A 15,119-nucleotide genomic window follows, 5' to 3' on the forward strand; every position below is an offset into this window, starting at 1 on the left:
CGGATGTTCCCCACACAGATGCCCCGGGCGCGTCGATCCGGCAGGGGGCCTAGCGGTCCCGCATGCCGAACGTCTTGCCGCCGAAGTCTCTTTCGGCTACCCGGCGCACCCATTGCATAGCCGCTTCGCGGATCACCGGCCCGAGGTTCGCAACCGGCTGGGCCAACCCCGGGGTTTTCTCCAGGAGACCCATAACGTCGTGCAGCACCACCACCTGCCCGTGACAGCTCGTCCCGGCCCCGATGCCGATCACCGGCACGCCCGAGGCGGCCACCAGTTCATCGGCAACCTCCGTGGGTACGGCCTCGACCAGAAGCATCGCCGCCCCGGCCGCCTCGAGCGCCCGGGCGTCGGCCAGCACGCGATCGGCCTCGCTCTGCGTCCGGCCCTGAGCCTTGTACCCGCTCGTCATCGCGACGTGCTGGGGCTTGCTGCCAACGTGCGCGCAGACCGGGATACCCGCCGAGGCCATGCGCTTGACCAGCGGCGCGAAGCTCTCGTCGGCTTCCAGCTTCACGATGTCGGCCTTGCCCTCCACCAGGAATCGGCCGGCGTTCTCGAGCGCCCTGTCGGGGCTGGCCTGGTACGTCATGAACGGCATATCGCCCATGACCACCGTGTTCGGCGCTCCCCGCTTGACCGCCGCCGTCAGCGCCAGCAAAACCTCGAAGGGCATGTCGATCGTCCGCGGCAGTCCGAGAATCACCTCCGCCGCGGTGTCTCCCACGAGCAACAAGTGCACGCCAGCCTGCTCGAGCAGTCGCGCCGTCGACGCGTCATAGCACGTCAGGCAGGCAAAAGGCTCGCCCTGGCGGGCCATTCGGCCCAGCGTGGCCAGCGTCACCGGCTTTCGTTGCGAAGCGCCCTCGATGATCGATCCCACCGTGCTCACGCAGCCATCCTAGGAGCCCAACCCATCCAGCCCCGAGCCCATCCAGCCCTGGGCAATGGGCATCCGCCGCCCCGGGCCGAAGGCGACCGGCGTCACCTTCAGGGCTACGCCATATTGCCGTCGCTTGTATTCGTGCGTCGCGATCAACCGGCACATCCTTCGCACTATTTCGGCGTCGCAGCCCGTCTGGGTGGCGATCGCGTCAACGCCCTGCCGCCCCTCTACGCGCAGCGTGACGATGCGATCGAGCACGTCGTAGGCCGGCAGCGTGTCGTCGTCACGCTGATCGGGCGCCAACTCGGCGCTGGGCGGCTTGGTGATCGTGCCCTCGGGAATCGGCGGTAGACCGAACCCGAACGCCCGTGGATCGGTGTTCATGGCGCGCGCCAGCTCGTACACGCGCAGCTTGGTCAGGTCGGCGATCGGCGCGATGGCGCCGTTCATGTCGCCGTAGAGCGTGCAATAGCCGACCGCGAGTTCGGTCTTGTTGCCCGTCGTCACCACAAGGGCGTTCAGCCTGTTGCTCAGCGTCATGATCGCCGTGCCGCGCAGCCGGCTTTGCAGATTCTGCTCGGTCACGTCGGGCCGCTCTGCGCCCAACGCCGGCGCGCCCAGATCTTCAAACACGCCGTCCACCACGCCGCGAAAGCCAGCCATCGGTTCGGCGATCGGAAGCGTGACCAGGCGAATGCCAAGATTCTGCGCGAGCAACTCCGCATCCGAGAGCGCATGCTCGGATGAGTATGGCCCGGGCATCGCCACGCCAATCACGTGCTGGGCGCCCAGTGCCTTCACGGCAACTGCGCACGACACCGCCGAATCGATGCCGCCGCTCAGTCCCAGCAAGACGCGCTCGAAGCCGGTCTTGCGCACGTAGTCCCGCACCCCTACCGCCAGCGCCTCGGCCAGCGCGACGTCGGGGCCCGCTTCGAGCATCGAATCGCGTGCACGCTCGCCGCTCTCGGACAACTCGACAACCGTCACGCCGTCGCCCATCCGGGGTCCTGCGGCGCGCTGCCGACCCGTTGGGTCGAACGCAATCGCATGGCCGTCGAAGATGAGGTCGTCGTTTGCGCCCGCCTGGTTCACGCCCAGCACCCACACGCCCTGCTGCTGCGCATGGCCGCCCACGAGCGCCAGGTGCCGCTCGTGTTTTTCCTCCACGAACGGGCTTGCCGACGGGGCGACGATCACGCGCGCCCCGGCCGAGACCAGATCACGGACGGGGTCGTCCTTCAACTGGTATCGCCAGTGCTGGTCCGCATCCTGGCCCATCCAGAGATCCTCGCAGATCGCCAGGCCCACCCGCTCGCCCGCCACGTCGAACACGCACGCCACGTCACCGGCAACGAAGTAGCGGTCCTCGTCGAATACGTCGTACGTCGGCAGCAGGCGCTTGTGATACGTATGGGCAAGACGCCCATCCTGGAACACCAGCAGGCTGTTGCGAACGCCACGCCCGTCCTGCACCGGGGACCCAACCACGATCGCCGGGCCGCCGCGCGAGCGTTCCGCAAGCCCGAGCGCGCGGTCATAGCACCGCTGGACGAAACCGGGCTCGTAGAGCAGGTCTCGGGGCGGATACCCGCAGACGGCCAGTTCGGGCAACACCACCAGATCGACCGCGCCGGCCGAGCGCACCGCGTCCTCGATCAGCCGGATGTTGCCGACCAGGTCGCCCACCTTCGGATTGATCGGGGCCAACGCGATGCGCATGTGCCGAGGCTACGCGCCCCGTGGGGGGCTCGTGCGGGCGAATCGGGACCGCAGCACGCGATCCAGGCGCAGCCACGCGATGGCAAGCCCCGCCCCGGCGATGACCACGACCAGTTCGGCCCCCGCCGTCAACAAGGCAATGGGCGCGAAGCCCCGGGCGTCGAGTCCAAGCAAGCCAGCCGTGCCCATTGCGGCGCCCTCGCGGAATCCCAGCATGCCCACCGGCGAGAGCGCACCGGCCAGGAAGTGCCCGCCCGAGATTAACAGCCCGTCGGTGGCCGACACGTCCGAGCCCACGAGTTCGCCCGCCACGACCCACCGCCACGCCTGCGCGCCAAAGTCCACCGCTCGGAAGAGTACGACCACGGCGACCCATCGACCGCTGGCCAGCATGTCCAGGCCCATGTGCAGTTCGCGTATCACCTGGGTACGCGCCAGCCGCAGCGCCCGCTTGCCGCCCACACGGCCGATGAGACGGCTGAGCCGGCGGTGTCCCCGCTCGCCGCTCAGACGCTTGGCGATGAGGACCGTCATGCCCGAAAGCAAGACCATGAAGACCACGGCCGCCGGCACGGTCCATCCGCCAAGCACGCCGCGCAGCAGCCCCGCGCCGATCAACGCCCCGCTCACCAGCAGCAGCGTGGCCGTCACGGCGCCGAACCAGCCGAAGATCATCGCCATCGGCACCTTGTCACGCCGGTTGTGGATCGCGATGCGTGCCAGCAGACCGATCTTGAACGGCAAGTTCGCCAAGAACGTGGCGAGTGCGTTGGTGGCCACCACGTCCAGCGGAGCAATCCGCCGCACCGGCCGCAACGCGGCCCAGAAGATCAGCCCGTTTGCCACTACGCCCACCACGCTCAGCCCCAGCAGCGAGGCAAGCGCGCCCGGCGGCGCGTCGGCCAGTTGCTCGAGCGATGCTCGGTTCTCTTCGCTCAACGCCAGACGCACGCACCATCCCAGCAGCGCGATGCCAATCAGGAAGCCCACCACCTGCAGCACCAGGCGTGCCCGGCTGCGCGAAGCGGAAGAACCAGCGTCGGGAGATTGAGAGGCGGTGTCGTCCATGCGCTAGAGCGGGCCCAAGTCGATGAGGATACGCCCGAGCGGCCCCGGGCCGGGCCAATAGCCCGCAACGACGCCCTGGGCGGCAAGTTCGCCGATGGCCCGGGGCGTCAACGCCGCGTCCAGCCAACCCGAGTCGCGGAGCCGCCGCAGTTCCATCTCGTCGATCACGAGCCATCGCACACCGGCATCGCGGAGCGCCTCCGCCTGCTGGGCCGGCGCATCCGGATGATCGCCCACCACGCGGACAAGCAGCCCCGCGTCCCACGTCGTCGCATAGATCGGATCCGTCAGGTAGTACAGAGGGGCGCCATCCCCGGCCAGCAGCACCCGGCCTGAGTCCTCCGCCAGCCCGAAGTTCACGACGCCCTGCGGAGACGCCTTCGGGTCGAGCCTTCCCGTAAACCAGGCCGGGCCCGCGGCAATAAACACGCCTGGCCGTCCGCCGCATTCGCTCGCATACGTCCAGACGAGCCACGCGCCCTGGGCCAGCGAAAGAACCGCCGCGGCCCACACGGCCCGTACTCCGGTTCGCGAAAGAGCCAGGGCCATGAGCGGCATCACGGTCAACACGATGGGCATCAGGAACCGGCTCTGCAAGTGCGTCAGTGCGAGCCATGCGATGAGTTGGAATGCAAGGCCGATTGCCAGAGCCGTGGCAAGCGCGTGACGCCGCAGCAATGGTGCCGCTACCGCCGAGACGACCCCAAGTGCACCAAGCAGCCCCCAATGCGGATGCAGCAGCCCGCGCATGGATGAGCCCCCGGGGAACGGGCCGGCCGGATCGGGAAGCGCGAGCAGCTTGAGCCGCTCCAGCACCGATCCATCGAACGCATGGCCCGCCGACCACCGGGCATGCTGCTCGGCCGTCCAGTGACCCGAGCCAAGCAATGCCGCGAGCTGCGGAAACACCGGACTCCCCGCCGCCAAGCCGTTGCGCACCAGCCACGGCAAGAGCGTGGCCGCGCCCACCGCCGCTCCGATTCCGCCGCACCTCAGCCAGGCCCGGCTCGGCGTCGTCACCACCAGCACAGAGCCGATGATCGGTCCCACCAGGAACAGCGCCGTCGGCTTCGCACCACAGGCCGACCCAACCAGGAATGCCGCCAGGGCCCATCGAGCCACCGGCGCGGCCTTCGAGACCGCCGCCAGCATGGCGCCGGCCCCCAGCGCCAGCACCGCCGGCTCGTTGTACGCAAGGCTGCCCGTGACCACCAGCCACGGTGTCGACAAGGCCAGGGCGGCAAGCGCCGTCGCGATGCCGCTGCGTCCGGGCGTCTCTTCGGGCATCAGCAGCCAGCACAGCCGACCGATCAGCACCACGGCGATCAGGAGCATGAGTGCGCTGAGGCACTGAAACGACATCAGCCCAACGCCGCTGCCGGCGGCCGGATGCTCTCCGACCAGCGCCGCCAGGTGATAGAAGCCGGCCTCCACGTATCCGGGCAGATACGAGTAAACGTTGTGATCGACCGGCCAGAGCTGACCCGACGCAAGCCACTCGGCGGGCAATTGGGCGTGGTAGCTCCGCGTGTCATATCCACGGCCTTCGCTCTCCCACAGCCACCCCACGGGGCTGGCCGACGCAACCGCGAGCACGGCGATTCCGGGAATCAGCGACAGCGATGCAGGGTGCACGCCTGCGCCCGCGCGGTCTTGCCGCTTCATCAGATCGATCGCCAGCAATACCAGGCCGGCTAAGACGGGTAGCCCCGCCACGACGCGACGCCCCCCAGCACCAAGCCACTCGAACGCGCCCAGCACACCCAAGACGTGGCTGATGGCGAGCATGAAGCCCAGCCCCACGGCCGGGGCGAGCCACGCGGCGGTCGTGCGATCTTCCATCCAGCGCAACGAAGCCGCCCCCAGCCCCCATGCGCCGGCCAGATATGCCCCCGCCAACACGCCCGCGGTCGCCCATACGCTGGCAACCGCCACCACCGTGCCGAGCCACGACACAACGCCGATCGCCGCCACGCCGAGGATCGCCGCAATGAGCCCGCCCACCAACAGTCCGGCCAGGGCCTTCGAACTCACCGTCCGGCCCCGGGCACGATAAAGCCCATGCGAGCCGCGATGGAGCGAGCTTCCGCATCCGTCAACAGCCACTCTGCAAGATCGGCGCCCGAATCGCTGAACCACGCGACGTGATGGATCGTCGCGTCGCCCCGCGGCTGATCGAGGTAGCCCACGATGCGCACACGCGACGGGTCGGCATCGCTGCCGAACACGATTCCGAAGGATTGCTCCGGCGGCTGGCGCTGGGCGAAGAACGACACGCGTTCAACGATCATCTCGCCGCCGTCGAAGTTGCCCGATGCCAGCGACACCTCGCCCCACAGCCCGCTCTCGCGCAGCGATGCCCGCGTCCATCGGCCCAAGGCCGTTCGTTCCAGGGCGACGTGGACCGGAGCGCGGCGCATCGCCAGTTCGCGCCGGTCCAGCGTTGAGCGCTGTGCGACGACGACCGCCAGCGTGTTGCCAACCCACGCCGCCGTGCCCAGGGGTGTTCGCGTCAATCCATCGATCTGGTGCACGCTCTCGCTGAGGTAGGCATCCGCTTCGGCCCCGCGTTCCAGCCGCATCGCCAGCCATTCGGCCTGATCCATGCGAGCAGTCCGGGCCCCCTCGTACACCACCAGATCGATGCCGGGCCGGGCTCCCTCGTACAGCGGCTCGAGCCGGCGGACCAGCGCCGCCAGCACCGGATCAACGGCCACGCGAACCGGTTCGAGCCCCTCCACGGGAACAACCTGGCCCCGCCCCGAGGCGTCGGGCCAGCGGCTGACCGTTTCGGGCTTCATCGCGCAACCCACCAGGCCCAGAATCACGATCAGAAGAATGGAGCACACGACGCCTCGCACGGGCCATTCTTCGGGTTCTCGGGCCTCCCGGCTTTGTAATGGGTGCCCCGCACATGAAACCGGCGGGCCCGGCCGCCCAACAATGGGGTGTCCCCGGGGCCGCTCACGCGAACCCGCTTGCTTCCATCTCCTTGGAGCCGCCATGCACGCCGCAGCATTCGCCGTGAACATCGGAAGCAACCGCACCGATCCGCCCGCCACCGATGGCGGGGCATACGTGGAGCCGCTTTCGACCGAGGGCGACCGCCAATGGGCCCTCTGGACGCACCTGGCTCCGTTGCTGGCCGCCATCGTCACGTCAGGGGCCGTCGCGCCGCTGGCCATCGGCTGGGGGCTCTACGTCATGCACGTCCCGGGCAAGAACAAGCCCTTCCTGGCCGACCATGGCCGCGAGATGTTCAATTTCGCACTCAGCTACACGCTGTACTGGACGGTCGGCGCTATCGCCGTGGGCATCGTGACCTTCGGGGCCGGGCTGATCGTCTACATGCCGGCCCTGGTCGTCCTGGGCCTGGTGGGCACCATCCGGGCCAGCATCGCCGGCGCCAAGGGCCGCTACTACCGCTACCCCATGTGCTTCCGCTTCATGAAGGCCCCGGGCGAGCGTGATGCTCAATGGGCGCAGGCCGCATGAGGAAGGACCGCCGGCCGACCGCGCCGCACGGCTAAACTCACCCGGCGTGCCCCTGCTCGAAGCAACCAACCTGCACAAGAGCTTCAACGGGCGCGAGGTCGTGCGCGGCGTCAGCTTTGCCGTCGGCCGGGCCGAGATCGTGGGCCTGCTGGGCCGAAACGGCGCCGGCAAGACCACCAGCTTCCGCATGACCATTGGCATGCTCGCCGCCGACGAGGGCAGCGTCCACTTCGACGGCCAGGATGTCGCCCCCCTGCCGATGTACAAGCGGGCCCGCCTGGGCATGGGCTACCTCAGCCAAGAGCCCAGCGTCTTCCAGCGGCTGACGTGCGAGCAGAACCTGCTGGCCATCCTCGAGACGCTGCCCCTGTCCCGCAGCGAGCGCAAGCAGCGGGCGGGCGAGTTGCTCGACCGCTTCGGCCTGACCAAGAAGACCAAGGAGAAGGCTCGCACCTGCTCGGGCGGCGAGCGGCGCAAGCTCGAGATCGCTCGTGCCCTGGTCACCAGCCCCCGCATCATCATGCTCGACGAGCCCTTCAGCGGGGTCGACCCGATCGCCGTCGAGGACCTCCAGCAGGAGATCCGCACGCTCCGCGATGCCGGTATCGCGTGCCTGATCACCGATCACAACGTGCACCAGACCCTCAAAGTCTGCGACCGGGCCTACATCATCAACGACGGCAAGGTCTTCGCCGAGGGCGCCCCGGGCCCGCTCATCAAGAACGAACTGGTCCGCCAGACCTACCTTGGCGGGCTATTCCGCGGCGACGAGTTCGACACGCCCGACGCGCCGCCCTCGGTTCGCCGACGCGGGGGCGCCGGTGGGGCGGCCGTCAGGGGATCAACGCCGTGATCGTGCGCACGGCTGCGATCATCGCGTGCGCCGCCATTTCGGGCTGCACGTCGCGCACCATCGTGGTGACCAGCGACCCTCCGGGCGCCCTGGTCACGCTCAACGGCGTGGAGGTCGGCGCAACGCCCGTGGAAGTAGGCTTCCGCTACTACGGCCAGTACGACCTGCGCATGCGCAAGGAGGGCTACCAGCCCCTCACCGCCGCTCCCTGGGCCAATGCGCCGTGGTATGAATACCCGCCCATCGACTTCCTGCTGCTGCCATTCCCCCTCGAGACACGGGTCAAGTGGCACTATCAACTCGAGCCCACGTCCGTGGAACAGGACGCTTCCGACGCACTCATCGAGCGCGGCCAGCAGATGCGGCGAGCCATGACGCCAGGCTGAGCGCCGCGGCGATCGCACGTCCTAATCCAGGTGCAGCGGGCCGATGTTCGAGGCCCGCGTGGGCGTCGGGGCCTCACCGTTCAGGCGCGCCGCGATCACCCGACCGATATACAGCTCGTGATCGGCGTCCATGTCTACATGCCGGACAACCTCGCAGTCGAATGCGAGCACGCTCGATTCCAGGATCGGAGCGCCCGACTCGAGCGTAAGGACCGCCACCGCATCGAACGGGTCGTGGTATTCCTCAGCCGATGGAAATCGCTCGAAGCGACGCCGCATGGCTCGATCGCTCGGCGAGACGCTGCACACGGCAAACGCGCGCGAATCGCGGATGAGCGGTTCGATGCGGTGCCCCCGCCGCACCGGCACGCAGATCAGCATGGGCTCGGTCGCGCACAGGTGGACGCCCAGCGCCAGCACGCCCGCACGATCGCTGTCGTGGCGAGCCGAAAGCAGGAACAGCCCGGTTGGCAGGCGGTCGCACGCCTCGGCAATAAGCCGCTCCTGGGCGGGATCGAGGTTGGTTTCGGTCACGCGAGCTCCCGGAGTAGGGCCAAGAACCCGAGTGTACGGATACGGGGGAACTGCGGATGCAGGGGCCACAAATATGAACACAACCCGATCAGATTAGCATCATTCGGATGTTGGCTGGACAGAAATGCAAAGTTTCGCCGAAATCGGGGGCAGAAAGTGTTGCATTGTGGGGCAAAGTGGGTCATAATCCCACGCAATGCCCCTCGTGAGTGCCCAGCCCGATGCTCTTCACCGGACATGCCGAGCACAGCATCGACGCCAAGCTGCGTCTGTCGCTGCCCAAGAAGCATCGGGCCCAGTGGGACCCCGACGAGCAGGGCGACCAGTGGTACTGCGTGCCCTGGCCCAACGGCATCCTGCGGCTCTACCCGGCCAAGACGTTCCAGCGGCTGGCCGAGCAGAGCGCCGAGAGCCTGACACCCAACGAGGACGAGAGCGAACTCGAGGCCACGCTGTATGGCCTGGCCGAGATGCTCACGGTCGATGCCCAAGGGCGGATCATGCTGCCCAAGGAGCACCTGGAAATGACCGGTCTCGGGCGTGCGGTGGTGGTCGTGGGCGTGCGCAACCGGCTGGAGATCCACGACCAGGACGGCTGGCAAGCGGATCGAGCAAGGCGCTTCGCCGACTTGCCCAACCTGGTCCGAAAGGTCGATTCGAAATGATGCAGGAGATTCCTGAATCCCTGGATCAACAGGCGATGACGGGGCGCCAGGCGGCAGGACGCTGCCGACCCCGCATGGATACCGGCGTCCGCTGGACGGATGCCACCGGCTGTCGGAGAGAGAGGGGTGCTGGCCTCGGCTGACACCCTGGGGCTCGGGTCGTTCTGACGGACGGCTCGACGCGTTCTCGAGGGGGCCCGCAGGGTCGCGGGCTACACACGCGGTTGTGCGAGGGGCTCAAGGACGAGCCCCGGCGTGCCCCCCTCGAGCAAGCATCTCGTCCTCCTCTCGTGGGGCCCCCGAGGCGATCTCGGCGGCCCATCTGAACACCACCGGCTCCGCGGCAGTTCCCACCACCACCATTTGCTGCGAGCCACTTGATCCGCCCCGGCACCACCCGGGGCGGATCTCTTTTGTCCGCCGCGTGCCCCTAGCCTCGCTTCCCCATGAGCCAACCTTCCGAATTGCCCTACAAGCTCGCTTGCCTGTGCGACCTGCGCGACAGCCAAGGCCGAATCCTCCTGATCGAGCGCCGCAAGGCGCCCAACCTGGGCCTTTGCTCGCCCATCGGCGGCAAGCTCGACACGGCGGCGGGCGAATCACCCCATCAGTGCGCCCAGCGCGAGATTCATGAGGAGGCGGGCATCGAGGTGCCGGTCGAGCGCCTCCACCTCATGGGCCTTGTCAGCGAACGCGCCTTCGAGGGCAAGGGCCACTGGCTCATGTTCTACTTCCGCGTACTCGGCCCGGTGGAGGTGCCCGAACGGGAGATCCCTGAGGGTCGGCTTCGGTGGTTCGAGCCCGGCAAGGTCGCGGCATTGCCGCTGCCCGAGACCGATCGGAGCGTGATCTGGCCGCTGGTCGACCGCCACGACCATGACGACTTCTCCAGGGTCGATGCCGACCGGCCGGGCTTGCCGGGGCTGTTTGCCGTCCACATCGATTGCCGGGGAGATCGCCTGGAGTGGACCGTGGAACAAACCGGTCGGGGTTCCCAAACGTAAGGGGACCGGGGCACGGTCCCCGCCGCAATATACTTGTTCGCATGACCCATTTGCCCATGACAACCAGTGGCCGGCCCTGGCGAGCCATGCGCCTGGCGTTGGTTTCTCTCCTGGCCTTGGCGCTCGTGGCGGTCGAGGTGGGGCTGGCCCAGGAAGGCGGTCAGGCCTCCGCCCAATCCGCGCCGATCTCGTCGGTACCCGCGTCGAGGCAGGCCCAGGAAGTCGTGGTGCTGCCGATCCGCACCGCCATCGACCGGTTCACGATGAAGGGGCTCGAGCAGCGGCTGGAGCGAGCACAGGAAGATGGCGCCCAGGCCGTCGTCATCGAACTGGACACGCCCGGCGGCGAGGTCGGAGCCGTGCTCGAGATCAGCGATCTGCTCAAGACCAGCCAAGTTCCCACGATCGTGGCCTGGGTCAACAACACGGCGTTCAGCGGCGGGGCGATCATCGCCATGGCCTGCGACGACATCGTGACAAACGATCCGGGCACGCTGGGCGATGCCATCCCGATCCAGGTGTCCCAACTCATGGGCATCCAGCAATTGTCCGAGGAAGAACGGCAGAAGATCCTGGCGCCCTTGCTCGTCGACCTGGTCGATTCGGCTCGACGGAATGGGTACGACGAGAAACTCGTGCAGGGCTTCGTCTCGCTGGGCGTCGAGCTCTGGATGATCGAGCGGACCCGACCGGGGCCGGAAGGCCAGCCCGTTGGCGAGCGCATGTTCATCGACCTTGCCGAGTATCGCATGCTCTTTGGCGAGCCACCGGAGGCGCGATCGTCTGAAATCCCTTCGGCGGGCACCGGACAGGCGACGTCCCAGCCCGAGGCGACCGACGCCGATCAGGCCGACCCGAGCGATCCCACGGCATTCCGGCCGGCGGCGCCGCGCCTGGCCGACCTGGACGCCCAGCAGGAACTCAGCCGAGGCCTTGCCGTGCCGACGACGCGGGCGTCGCTCAGCGAAGGCGACCGTGGGGGGTGGCAGGTGGTGGCGTACGTGACCGATGGCAAGGCGCCGGTGACCATGACCGCCGAGCAACTGGTGCGATACGGCGTTGCCAATCGCGTCGTGACGAACGATGAACAGCTCAAGGCGTTCTTCGGCGCCACGTCGCTGGAGCGATACGAAGAGAACTTCTGGTTCGTGGTCGCACGGTTCATGTCCAACCCGCTCATTCGCGGCCTGCTGCTCGTGTGCGTCATCGTGGGCTTCTTCGTCGAGATGGCCAGCCCGGGGCTGGGCGTGTTCGGCGCGATCGGCATGCTGGCGCTCGTGGGCCTGCTGGCGCCGGCCGCCATGGTGGGCATGGCCGGCTGGTGGGAGTTCGTAGCGCTGGGGCTGGGCGCGCTGCTCGTGCTCGTTGAGGTATTCGTGGTTCCGGGGCTCGGCGTGCCGGGCGTGATCGGCGCGGTGCTCGTGTTCCTTGGCCTGCTGGGCACGTTCACCGGCGGCAATGGCTTCCAGACCCAGGGCGAACTGCTGACCGGCGTGGTCGTCCTGCTGCTCTCGCTGGCGACGGCGGGCGTCATCATCTTCCTGATCGCCAAGAACCTGGGCAGCATTCCCGGGCTGAATCGCTTGATACTCAAGAGCGTGCCGTCCGATGGCGACGACGACCAGCCCTCGTTCTTCGATGCGATGTCGACCGGTACGACCCGCGTACGGCTCGAAGTTGGAACGGTGGGCGAAGCGGTGGGGGTGCTGCGGCCCTCGGGCCGGGCCCGCTTTGGCGAAGATCTGGTCGACGTTGTCTCGGTGGGACCGATCATCGAAAGCGGGCAGCCCGTGCGTATCGTGGAAGCCACGGCCTTCAGCGTCGTGGTCGAGCGGGCCGACGACGCCCGGGAGGGCGGCTGATGGATCCACTGCTGGTGTGGGGGCTGTTGTTGCTCGCCTCGGCGGCCTTCCTCGGGCTGCTGGAACTGTTCGTTCCCAGCGCGGGCATCATCGGCATCGTGGCGCTGGTGGTGGCCATCGCCGGCGTGGTCTGCCTGTGGAGCTATGAGACGGCCTGGGGCGTCACCGGCATGCTGGCGGTCATCGTCATCGCGCCAACGGCCACGTACTTTGGCTTCAAGGTGCTGCCCTACACGCCCATCGGCAAGGGCCTGATCCTGAGCAATCCCGAGCCCGACGATCCGGCATCGAACCCCTCCAATGCCGCACACGCGGTGCGAATCGCGCTGGTCGGGCAGGAGGGCGAAGCCCAGACCGATCTCAGGCCCATTGGCGTGGTGAAGATCGAGGGCCAGCGGCACGACGCGGTGGCCGAGAGCGGATACATCGCACGAGGCTCGTCGGTCCGCGTGGTGTCGGCCGACGGGATCCAACTGAAAGTTCGCCAGATCTAGGGATAAGGATCAGCCAGCGTCGCGAGTGGGGAGGACCCCGCCGATTGCGGACGGGCTTGCAGGCCCGCGCCGTGGGCTTATAGTCCGCCTCAGCCACGGACCGAGCACGGTTCCAGGAGGTTTCAGGAATGGGAAACATACCCCCGGGTGTCTGGATCGCGATCGGCATCGTCCTGCTGATCATTCTGATCGTCATCGTGGCGATCCTCGGCCGATTCATCAAGCTCTGGATCCAGGCGTTCGTGTCCGAGGCCAAGGTCAGCTTTGGCGCGCTGATCGGCATGTGGCTTCGGAAAGTGGACATGAACGTGATCGTCTTCAGCCGCATCCGTGCGGTGAAGGCCAAGCTCAACATTTCCACCGACCAACTCGAGACCCACTACCTGGCCGGCGGCCGCGTGCCCAACGTCGTCAGCGCGATGATCGCGGCCAGCAACGCCCGCATCGACCTGCCGTGGGACGTCGCCGCCGCCATCGATCTGGCCGGCCGTGACATCCTCGACGCGGTGAACACCAGCGTGAACCCCAAGGTCATCGACTGCCCGGGCGCGAACCAGCCGCGCACGACGATCGACGCGGTGGCCCAGGACGGCATCCAGCTCAAGGCCAAGGCCCGCGTCACGGTGCGTACGAACCTGGCCCGCCTGGTCGGCGGCGCCACCGAGGAAACGATCATCGCCCGCGTGGGCGAGGGCATCGTGACCACCATCGGCTCGGCCCAGAACCACAAGGCAGTTCTCGAGAATCCCGACAACATCTCTAAAGTGGTGATGGAGAAGGGGCTGGACGCAGGCACGGCCTTCGAGATCCTCTCGATCGACATCGCCGACATCGACGTGGGGGAGAACATCGGCGCGAAGCTGCAGACCGATCAGGCCGAGGCCGACAAGAAGCGGGCCCAGGCCGAGGCCGAGAAGCGCCGCGCGATGGCCGTCGCCGCCGAGCAGGAGTTCCGGGCCGAGGAGCAGAAGAACCGCGCACTGGTCGTACTGGCCGAGGCGGAAGTGCCCAAGGCGATGGCCGAGGCCTTCCGCGGCGGCCACCTGGGTGTCATGGACTATTACCGCATGCAGAACATCCAGGCCGATACGTCGATGCGCGGCTCCATCGCCGGCGACGACGATAAGGATCGCAAGCACCGCGAGTAGCCCCGGTTATCCATCGCCGAATGAACGAAGCCCGGGCCAGAACCCGGGCTCTTGTGTTTCATTGAGTCAACGCTCGGCAAGGCAATTGCTGTTTACGACCGCTGCTTCCGGGGGTCGACCGCCGGCTTGCCGTCGGCGTACTCCCAGATGACCACGTCCAGCGTCTTCACGCCCCACTGGAGCGCCGCCTCGTGGCTGGGGAACAGCAGGTCGAGCCTGTTGCCCTTGATGGCCCCGCCACGGTCCAGCACCGGCACGACCTTGCCGTCGTTGTAGCCCTCGATGCTCAGCATGGTGCCAAAGGGCAGCAGGTCGGTATCGGCGGCAACGAGGAACCCGCCGTTGGCGTCCACCGAGTGCAGCGTGGCGGTCTGGCCATCGGCGAAGGGGTAGCACGAGGCCGCATCGGCCGAGTAGGCCGTCACCTTCATCGTGATGGTCCGAGCTGGGCGGACGGGTCGGCCGTTGAACCACCGCAGGCTCGTGTCGGGCTCGACGTCGCCGGCCAGCGACGCGAAGGCGGGCGTCGCCAGGGCCGCGGGTTGGACGGCTGCGGCGTCGATCGTCGCTTCGGTCGAGGGGCGTTCCTGGGCCGGCTGGGTCTGCATCGCCTGCGGAGGCGTGATGGCGGCCATGGGGCTCACCGGGCCCAGCTGCTTGGCGATGATGGCCGTTGCGACGGTCATCACCGCGCCGCCCAGCCAGAGGACGCCTGCCGAGGGCCTCTTGCCGCGCGATGCCGCGGCCAGGCCGACCATGTCCTGGGTCGGGGCGGCGCAGGTCCGGCCCTCGCGCTCAACGCGCACGTTCATGTCTTTACTTTTCTGATCCACCACCGGTCTCCGCTTGCCGGCCGACCGGGCGAACGGGGCCACCACGCCCCGAGGCTCCACCCAATCTTCAGTTGCGGTCCCAGGGGCACCACCCCCTCGGGACCGACCGGCTCGCGTCTTGGCCCACGGTAGGGGCCAGGGGCGATCCGGTCAGCCAACGGTCAGTTCC

At 67.9% G+C, this 15,119-nt stretch carries 15 protein-coding genes; 8 read left to right on the top strand and 7 right to left on the bottom strand.

Annotation, left to right across the window (positions count from 1 at the left end):
* Window positions 1-49: 49 nt before the first annotated feature.
* Genes panB through RIE32_10915 form a run of 5 tightly spaced genes read right to left on the bottom strand, consistent with a single transcriptional unit; the run spans window position 50 to window position 6,477 of the window.
* Complete coding sequence (gene panB, locus RIE32_10895) at window positions 50-892, bottom strand: 3-methyl-2-oxobutanoate hydroxymethyltransferase (GenBank protein ID MEQ9096757.1); 843 nt, start codon at window positions 890-892, stop codon at window positions 50-52.
* 9 nt (window positions 893-901) lie between these two features.
* On the bottom strand, window positions 902-2,608 hold the full coding sequence (locus tag RIE32_10900) for an NAD+ synthase (protein ID MEQ9096758.1): 1,707 nt from the start codon (window positions 2,606-2,608) through the stop codon (window positions 902-904).
* A 9-nt stretch (window positions 2,609-2,617) separates the two neighbouring features.
* Window positions 2,618-3,676 carry a lysylphosphatidylglycerol synthase domain-containing protein gene (locus tag RIE32_10905; protein MEQ9096759.1) on the bottom strand — a complete coding sequence of 353 codons (1,059 nt, stop codon included), beginning with the start codon at window positions 3,674-3,676 and terminating at the stop codon, window positions 2,618-2,620.
* A 3-nt stretch (window positions 3,677-3,679) separates the two neighbouring features.
* Window positions 3,680-5,710: a hypothetical protein gene (locus tag RIE32_10910; GenBank protein ID MEQ9096760.1), complete on the bottom strand. Its 2,031-nt coding sequence runs from the start codon at window positions 5,708-5,710 to the stop codon at window positions 3,680-3,682.
* On the bottom strand, window positions 5,707-6,477 hold the full coding sequence (locus RIE32_10915) for a hypothetical protein (GenBank protein MEQ9096761.1): 771 nt from the start codon (window positions 6,475-6,477) through the stop codon (window positions 5,707-5,709). The genes RIE32_10910 and RIE32_10915 overlap by 4 nt, the downstream gene beginning before the upstream one ends.
* Window positions 6,478-6,679: 202 nt before the next feature.
* Here RIE32_10915 and RIE32_10920 point away from each other — a divergent pair, with 202 nt between their 5' ends.
* Genes RIE32_10920 through RIE32_10930 form a run of 3 tightly spaced genes read left to right on the top strand, consistent with a single transcriptional unit; the run spans window position 6,680 to window position 8,410 of the window.
* Entirely contained in the window at window positions 6,680-7,171 is a 492-nt protein-coding gene (locus RIE32_10920; protein ID MEQ9096762.1) for a DUF4870 domain-containing protein, read from the top strand.
* Window positions 7,172-7,217: 46 nt separating this feature from the next.
* Window positions 7,218-8,024, top strand: a complete 807-nt coding sequence (gene lptB / locus RIE32_10925) for an LPS export ABC transporter ATP-binding protein (GenBank protein MEQ9096763.1) — start codon at window positions 7,218-7,220, stop codon at window positions 8,022-8,024.
* Complete coding sequence (locus tag RIE32_10930; protein ID MEQ9096764.1) at window positions 8,021-8,410, top strand: PEGA domain-containing protein; 390 nt, start codon at window positions 8,021-8,023, stop codon at window positions 8,408-8,410. The genes lptB and RIE32_10930 overlap by 4 nt, the downstream gene beginning before the upstream one ends.
* A gap of 21 nt (window positions 8,411-8,431) precedes the next feature.
* Here RIE32_10930 and RIE32_10935 read toward each other — a convergent pair whose 3' ends face one another.
* On the bottom strand, window positions 8,432-8,944 hold the full coding sequence (locus RIE32_10935; GenBank protein MEQ9096765.1) for a flavin reductase family protein: 513 nt from the start codon (window positions 8,942-8,944) through the stop codon (window positions 8,432-8,434).
* 209 nt (window positions 8,945-9,153) lie between these two features.
* On the opposite strand from RIE32_10935, the gene RIE32_10940 reads away from it, so the two are divergent.
* From RIE32_10940 to floA, 5 genes are all read left to right on the top strand, one after another.
* Window positions 9,154-9,609, top strand: a complete 456-nt coding sequence (locus tag RIE32_10940) for a hypothetical protein (GenBank protein MEQ9096766.1) — start codon at window positions 9,154-9,156, stop codon at window positions 9,607-9,609.
* A 446-nt stretch (window positions 9,610-10,055) separates the two neighbouring features.
* Entirely contained in the window at window positions 10,056-10,613 is a 558-nt protein-coding gene (locus RIE32_10945) for an NUDIX domain-containing protein (protein MEQ9096767.1), read from the top strand.
* Window positions 10,614-10,654: 41 nt separating this feature from the next.
* A complete protein-coding gene (locus tag RIE32_10950) occupies window positions 10,655-12,475 on the top strand; it encodes an ATP-dependent Clp protease proteolytic subunit (GenBank protein ID MEQ9096768.1) in 1,821 nt (606 codons plus the stop codon).
* Window positions 12,475-12,969, top strand: a complete 495-nt coding sequence (locus RIE32_10955; protein ID MEQ9096769.1) for an NfeD family protein — start codon at window positions 12,475-12,477, stop codon at window positions 12,967-12,969. The genes RIE32_10950 and RIE32_10955 overlap by 1 nt, the downstream gene beginning before the upstream one ends.
* A 128-nt stretch (window positions 12,970-13,097) precedes the next feature.
* Entirely contained in the window at window positions 13,098-14,117 is a 1,020-nt protein-coding gene (gene floA, locus RIE32_10960; protein MEQ9096770.1) for a flotillin-like protein FloA, read from the top strand.
* Window positions 14,118-14,209: 92 nt separating this feature from the next.
* Here the strand turns inward: floA and RIE32_10965 are convergent, their stop codons facing one another.
* A complete protein-coding gene (locus RIE32_10965; protein ID MEQ9096771.1) occupies window positions 14,210-14,929 on the bottom strand; it encodes a 3D domain-containing protein in 720 nt (239 codons plus the stop codon).
* Window positions 14,930-15,119 lie beyond the last annotated feature (190 nt).

Source organism: Phycisphaerales bacterium (genome assembly GCA_040221175.1).
Taxonomy (GTDB): domain Bacteria; phylum Planctomycetota; class Phycisphaerae; order Phycisphaerales; family UBA1924; genus JAHCJI01.

Excerpts from the sequence above, each read along its gene's own strand:
- RIE32_10945 (MEQ9096767.1), top strand. The coding sequence starts at position 10,056 with ATGAGCCAACCTTCCGAATTGCCCTACAAGCTCGCTTGCCTGTGCGAC.
- RIE32_10950 (MEQ9096768.1), top strand. The coding sequence starts at position 10,655 with ATGACCCATTTGCCCATGACAACCAGTGGCCGGCCCTGGCGAGCCATG.
- RIE32_10955 (MEQ9096769.1), top strand. The coding sequence starts at position 12,475 with ATGGATCCACTGCTGGTGTGGGGGCTGTTGTTGCTCGCCTCGGCGGCC.
- RIE32_10965 (MEQ9096771.1), bottom strand. The coding sequence starts at position 14,929 with ATGAACGTGCGCGTTGAGCGCGAGGGCCGGACCTGCGCCGCCCCGACC.
- RIE32_10915 (MEQ9096761.1), bottom strand. The coding sequence starts at position 6,477 with ATGAAGCCCGAAACGGTCAGCCGCTGGCCCGACGCCTCGGGGCGGGGC.
- floA (MEQ9096770.1), top strand. The coding sequence starts at position 13,098 with ATGGGAAACATACCCCCGGGTGTCTGGATCGCGATCGGCATCGTCCTG.
- RIE32_10920 (MEQ9096762.1), top strand. The coding sequence starts at position 6,680 with ATGCACGCCGCAGCATTCGCCGTGAACATCGGAAGCAACCGCACCGAT.
- RIE32_10905 (MEQ9096759.1), bottom strand. The coding sequence starts at position 3,676 with ATGGACGACACCGCCTCTCAATCTCCCGACGCTGGTTCTTCCGCTTCG.
- RIE32_10900 (MEQ9096758.1), bottom strand. The coding sequence starts at position 2,608 with ATGCGCATCGCGTTGGCCCCGATCAATCCGAAGGTGGGCGACCTGGTC.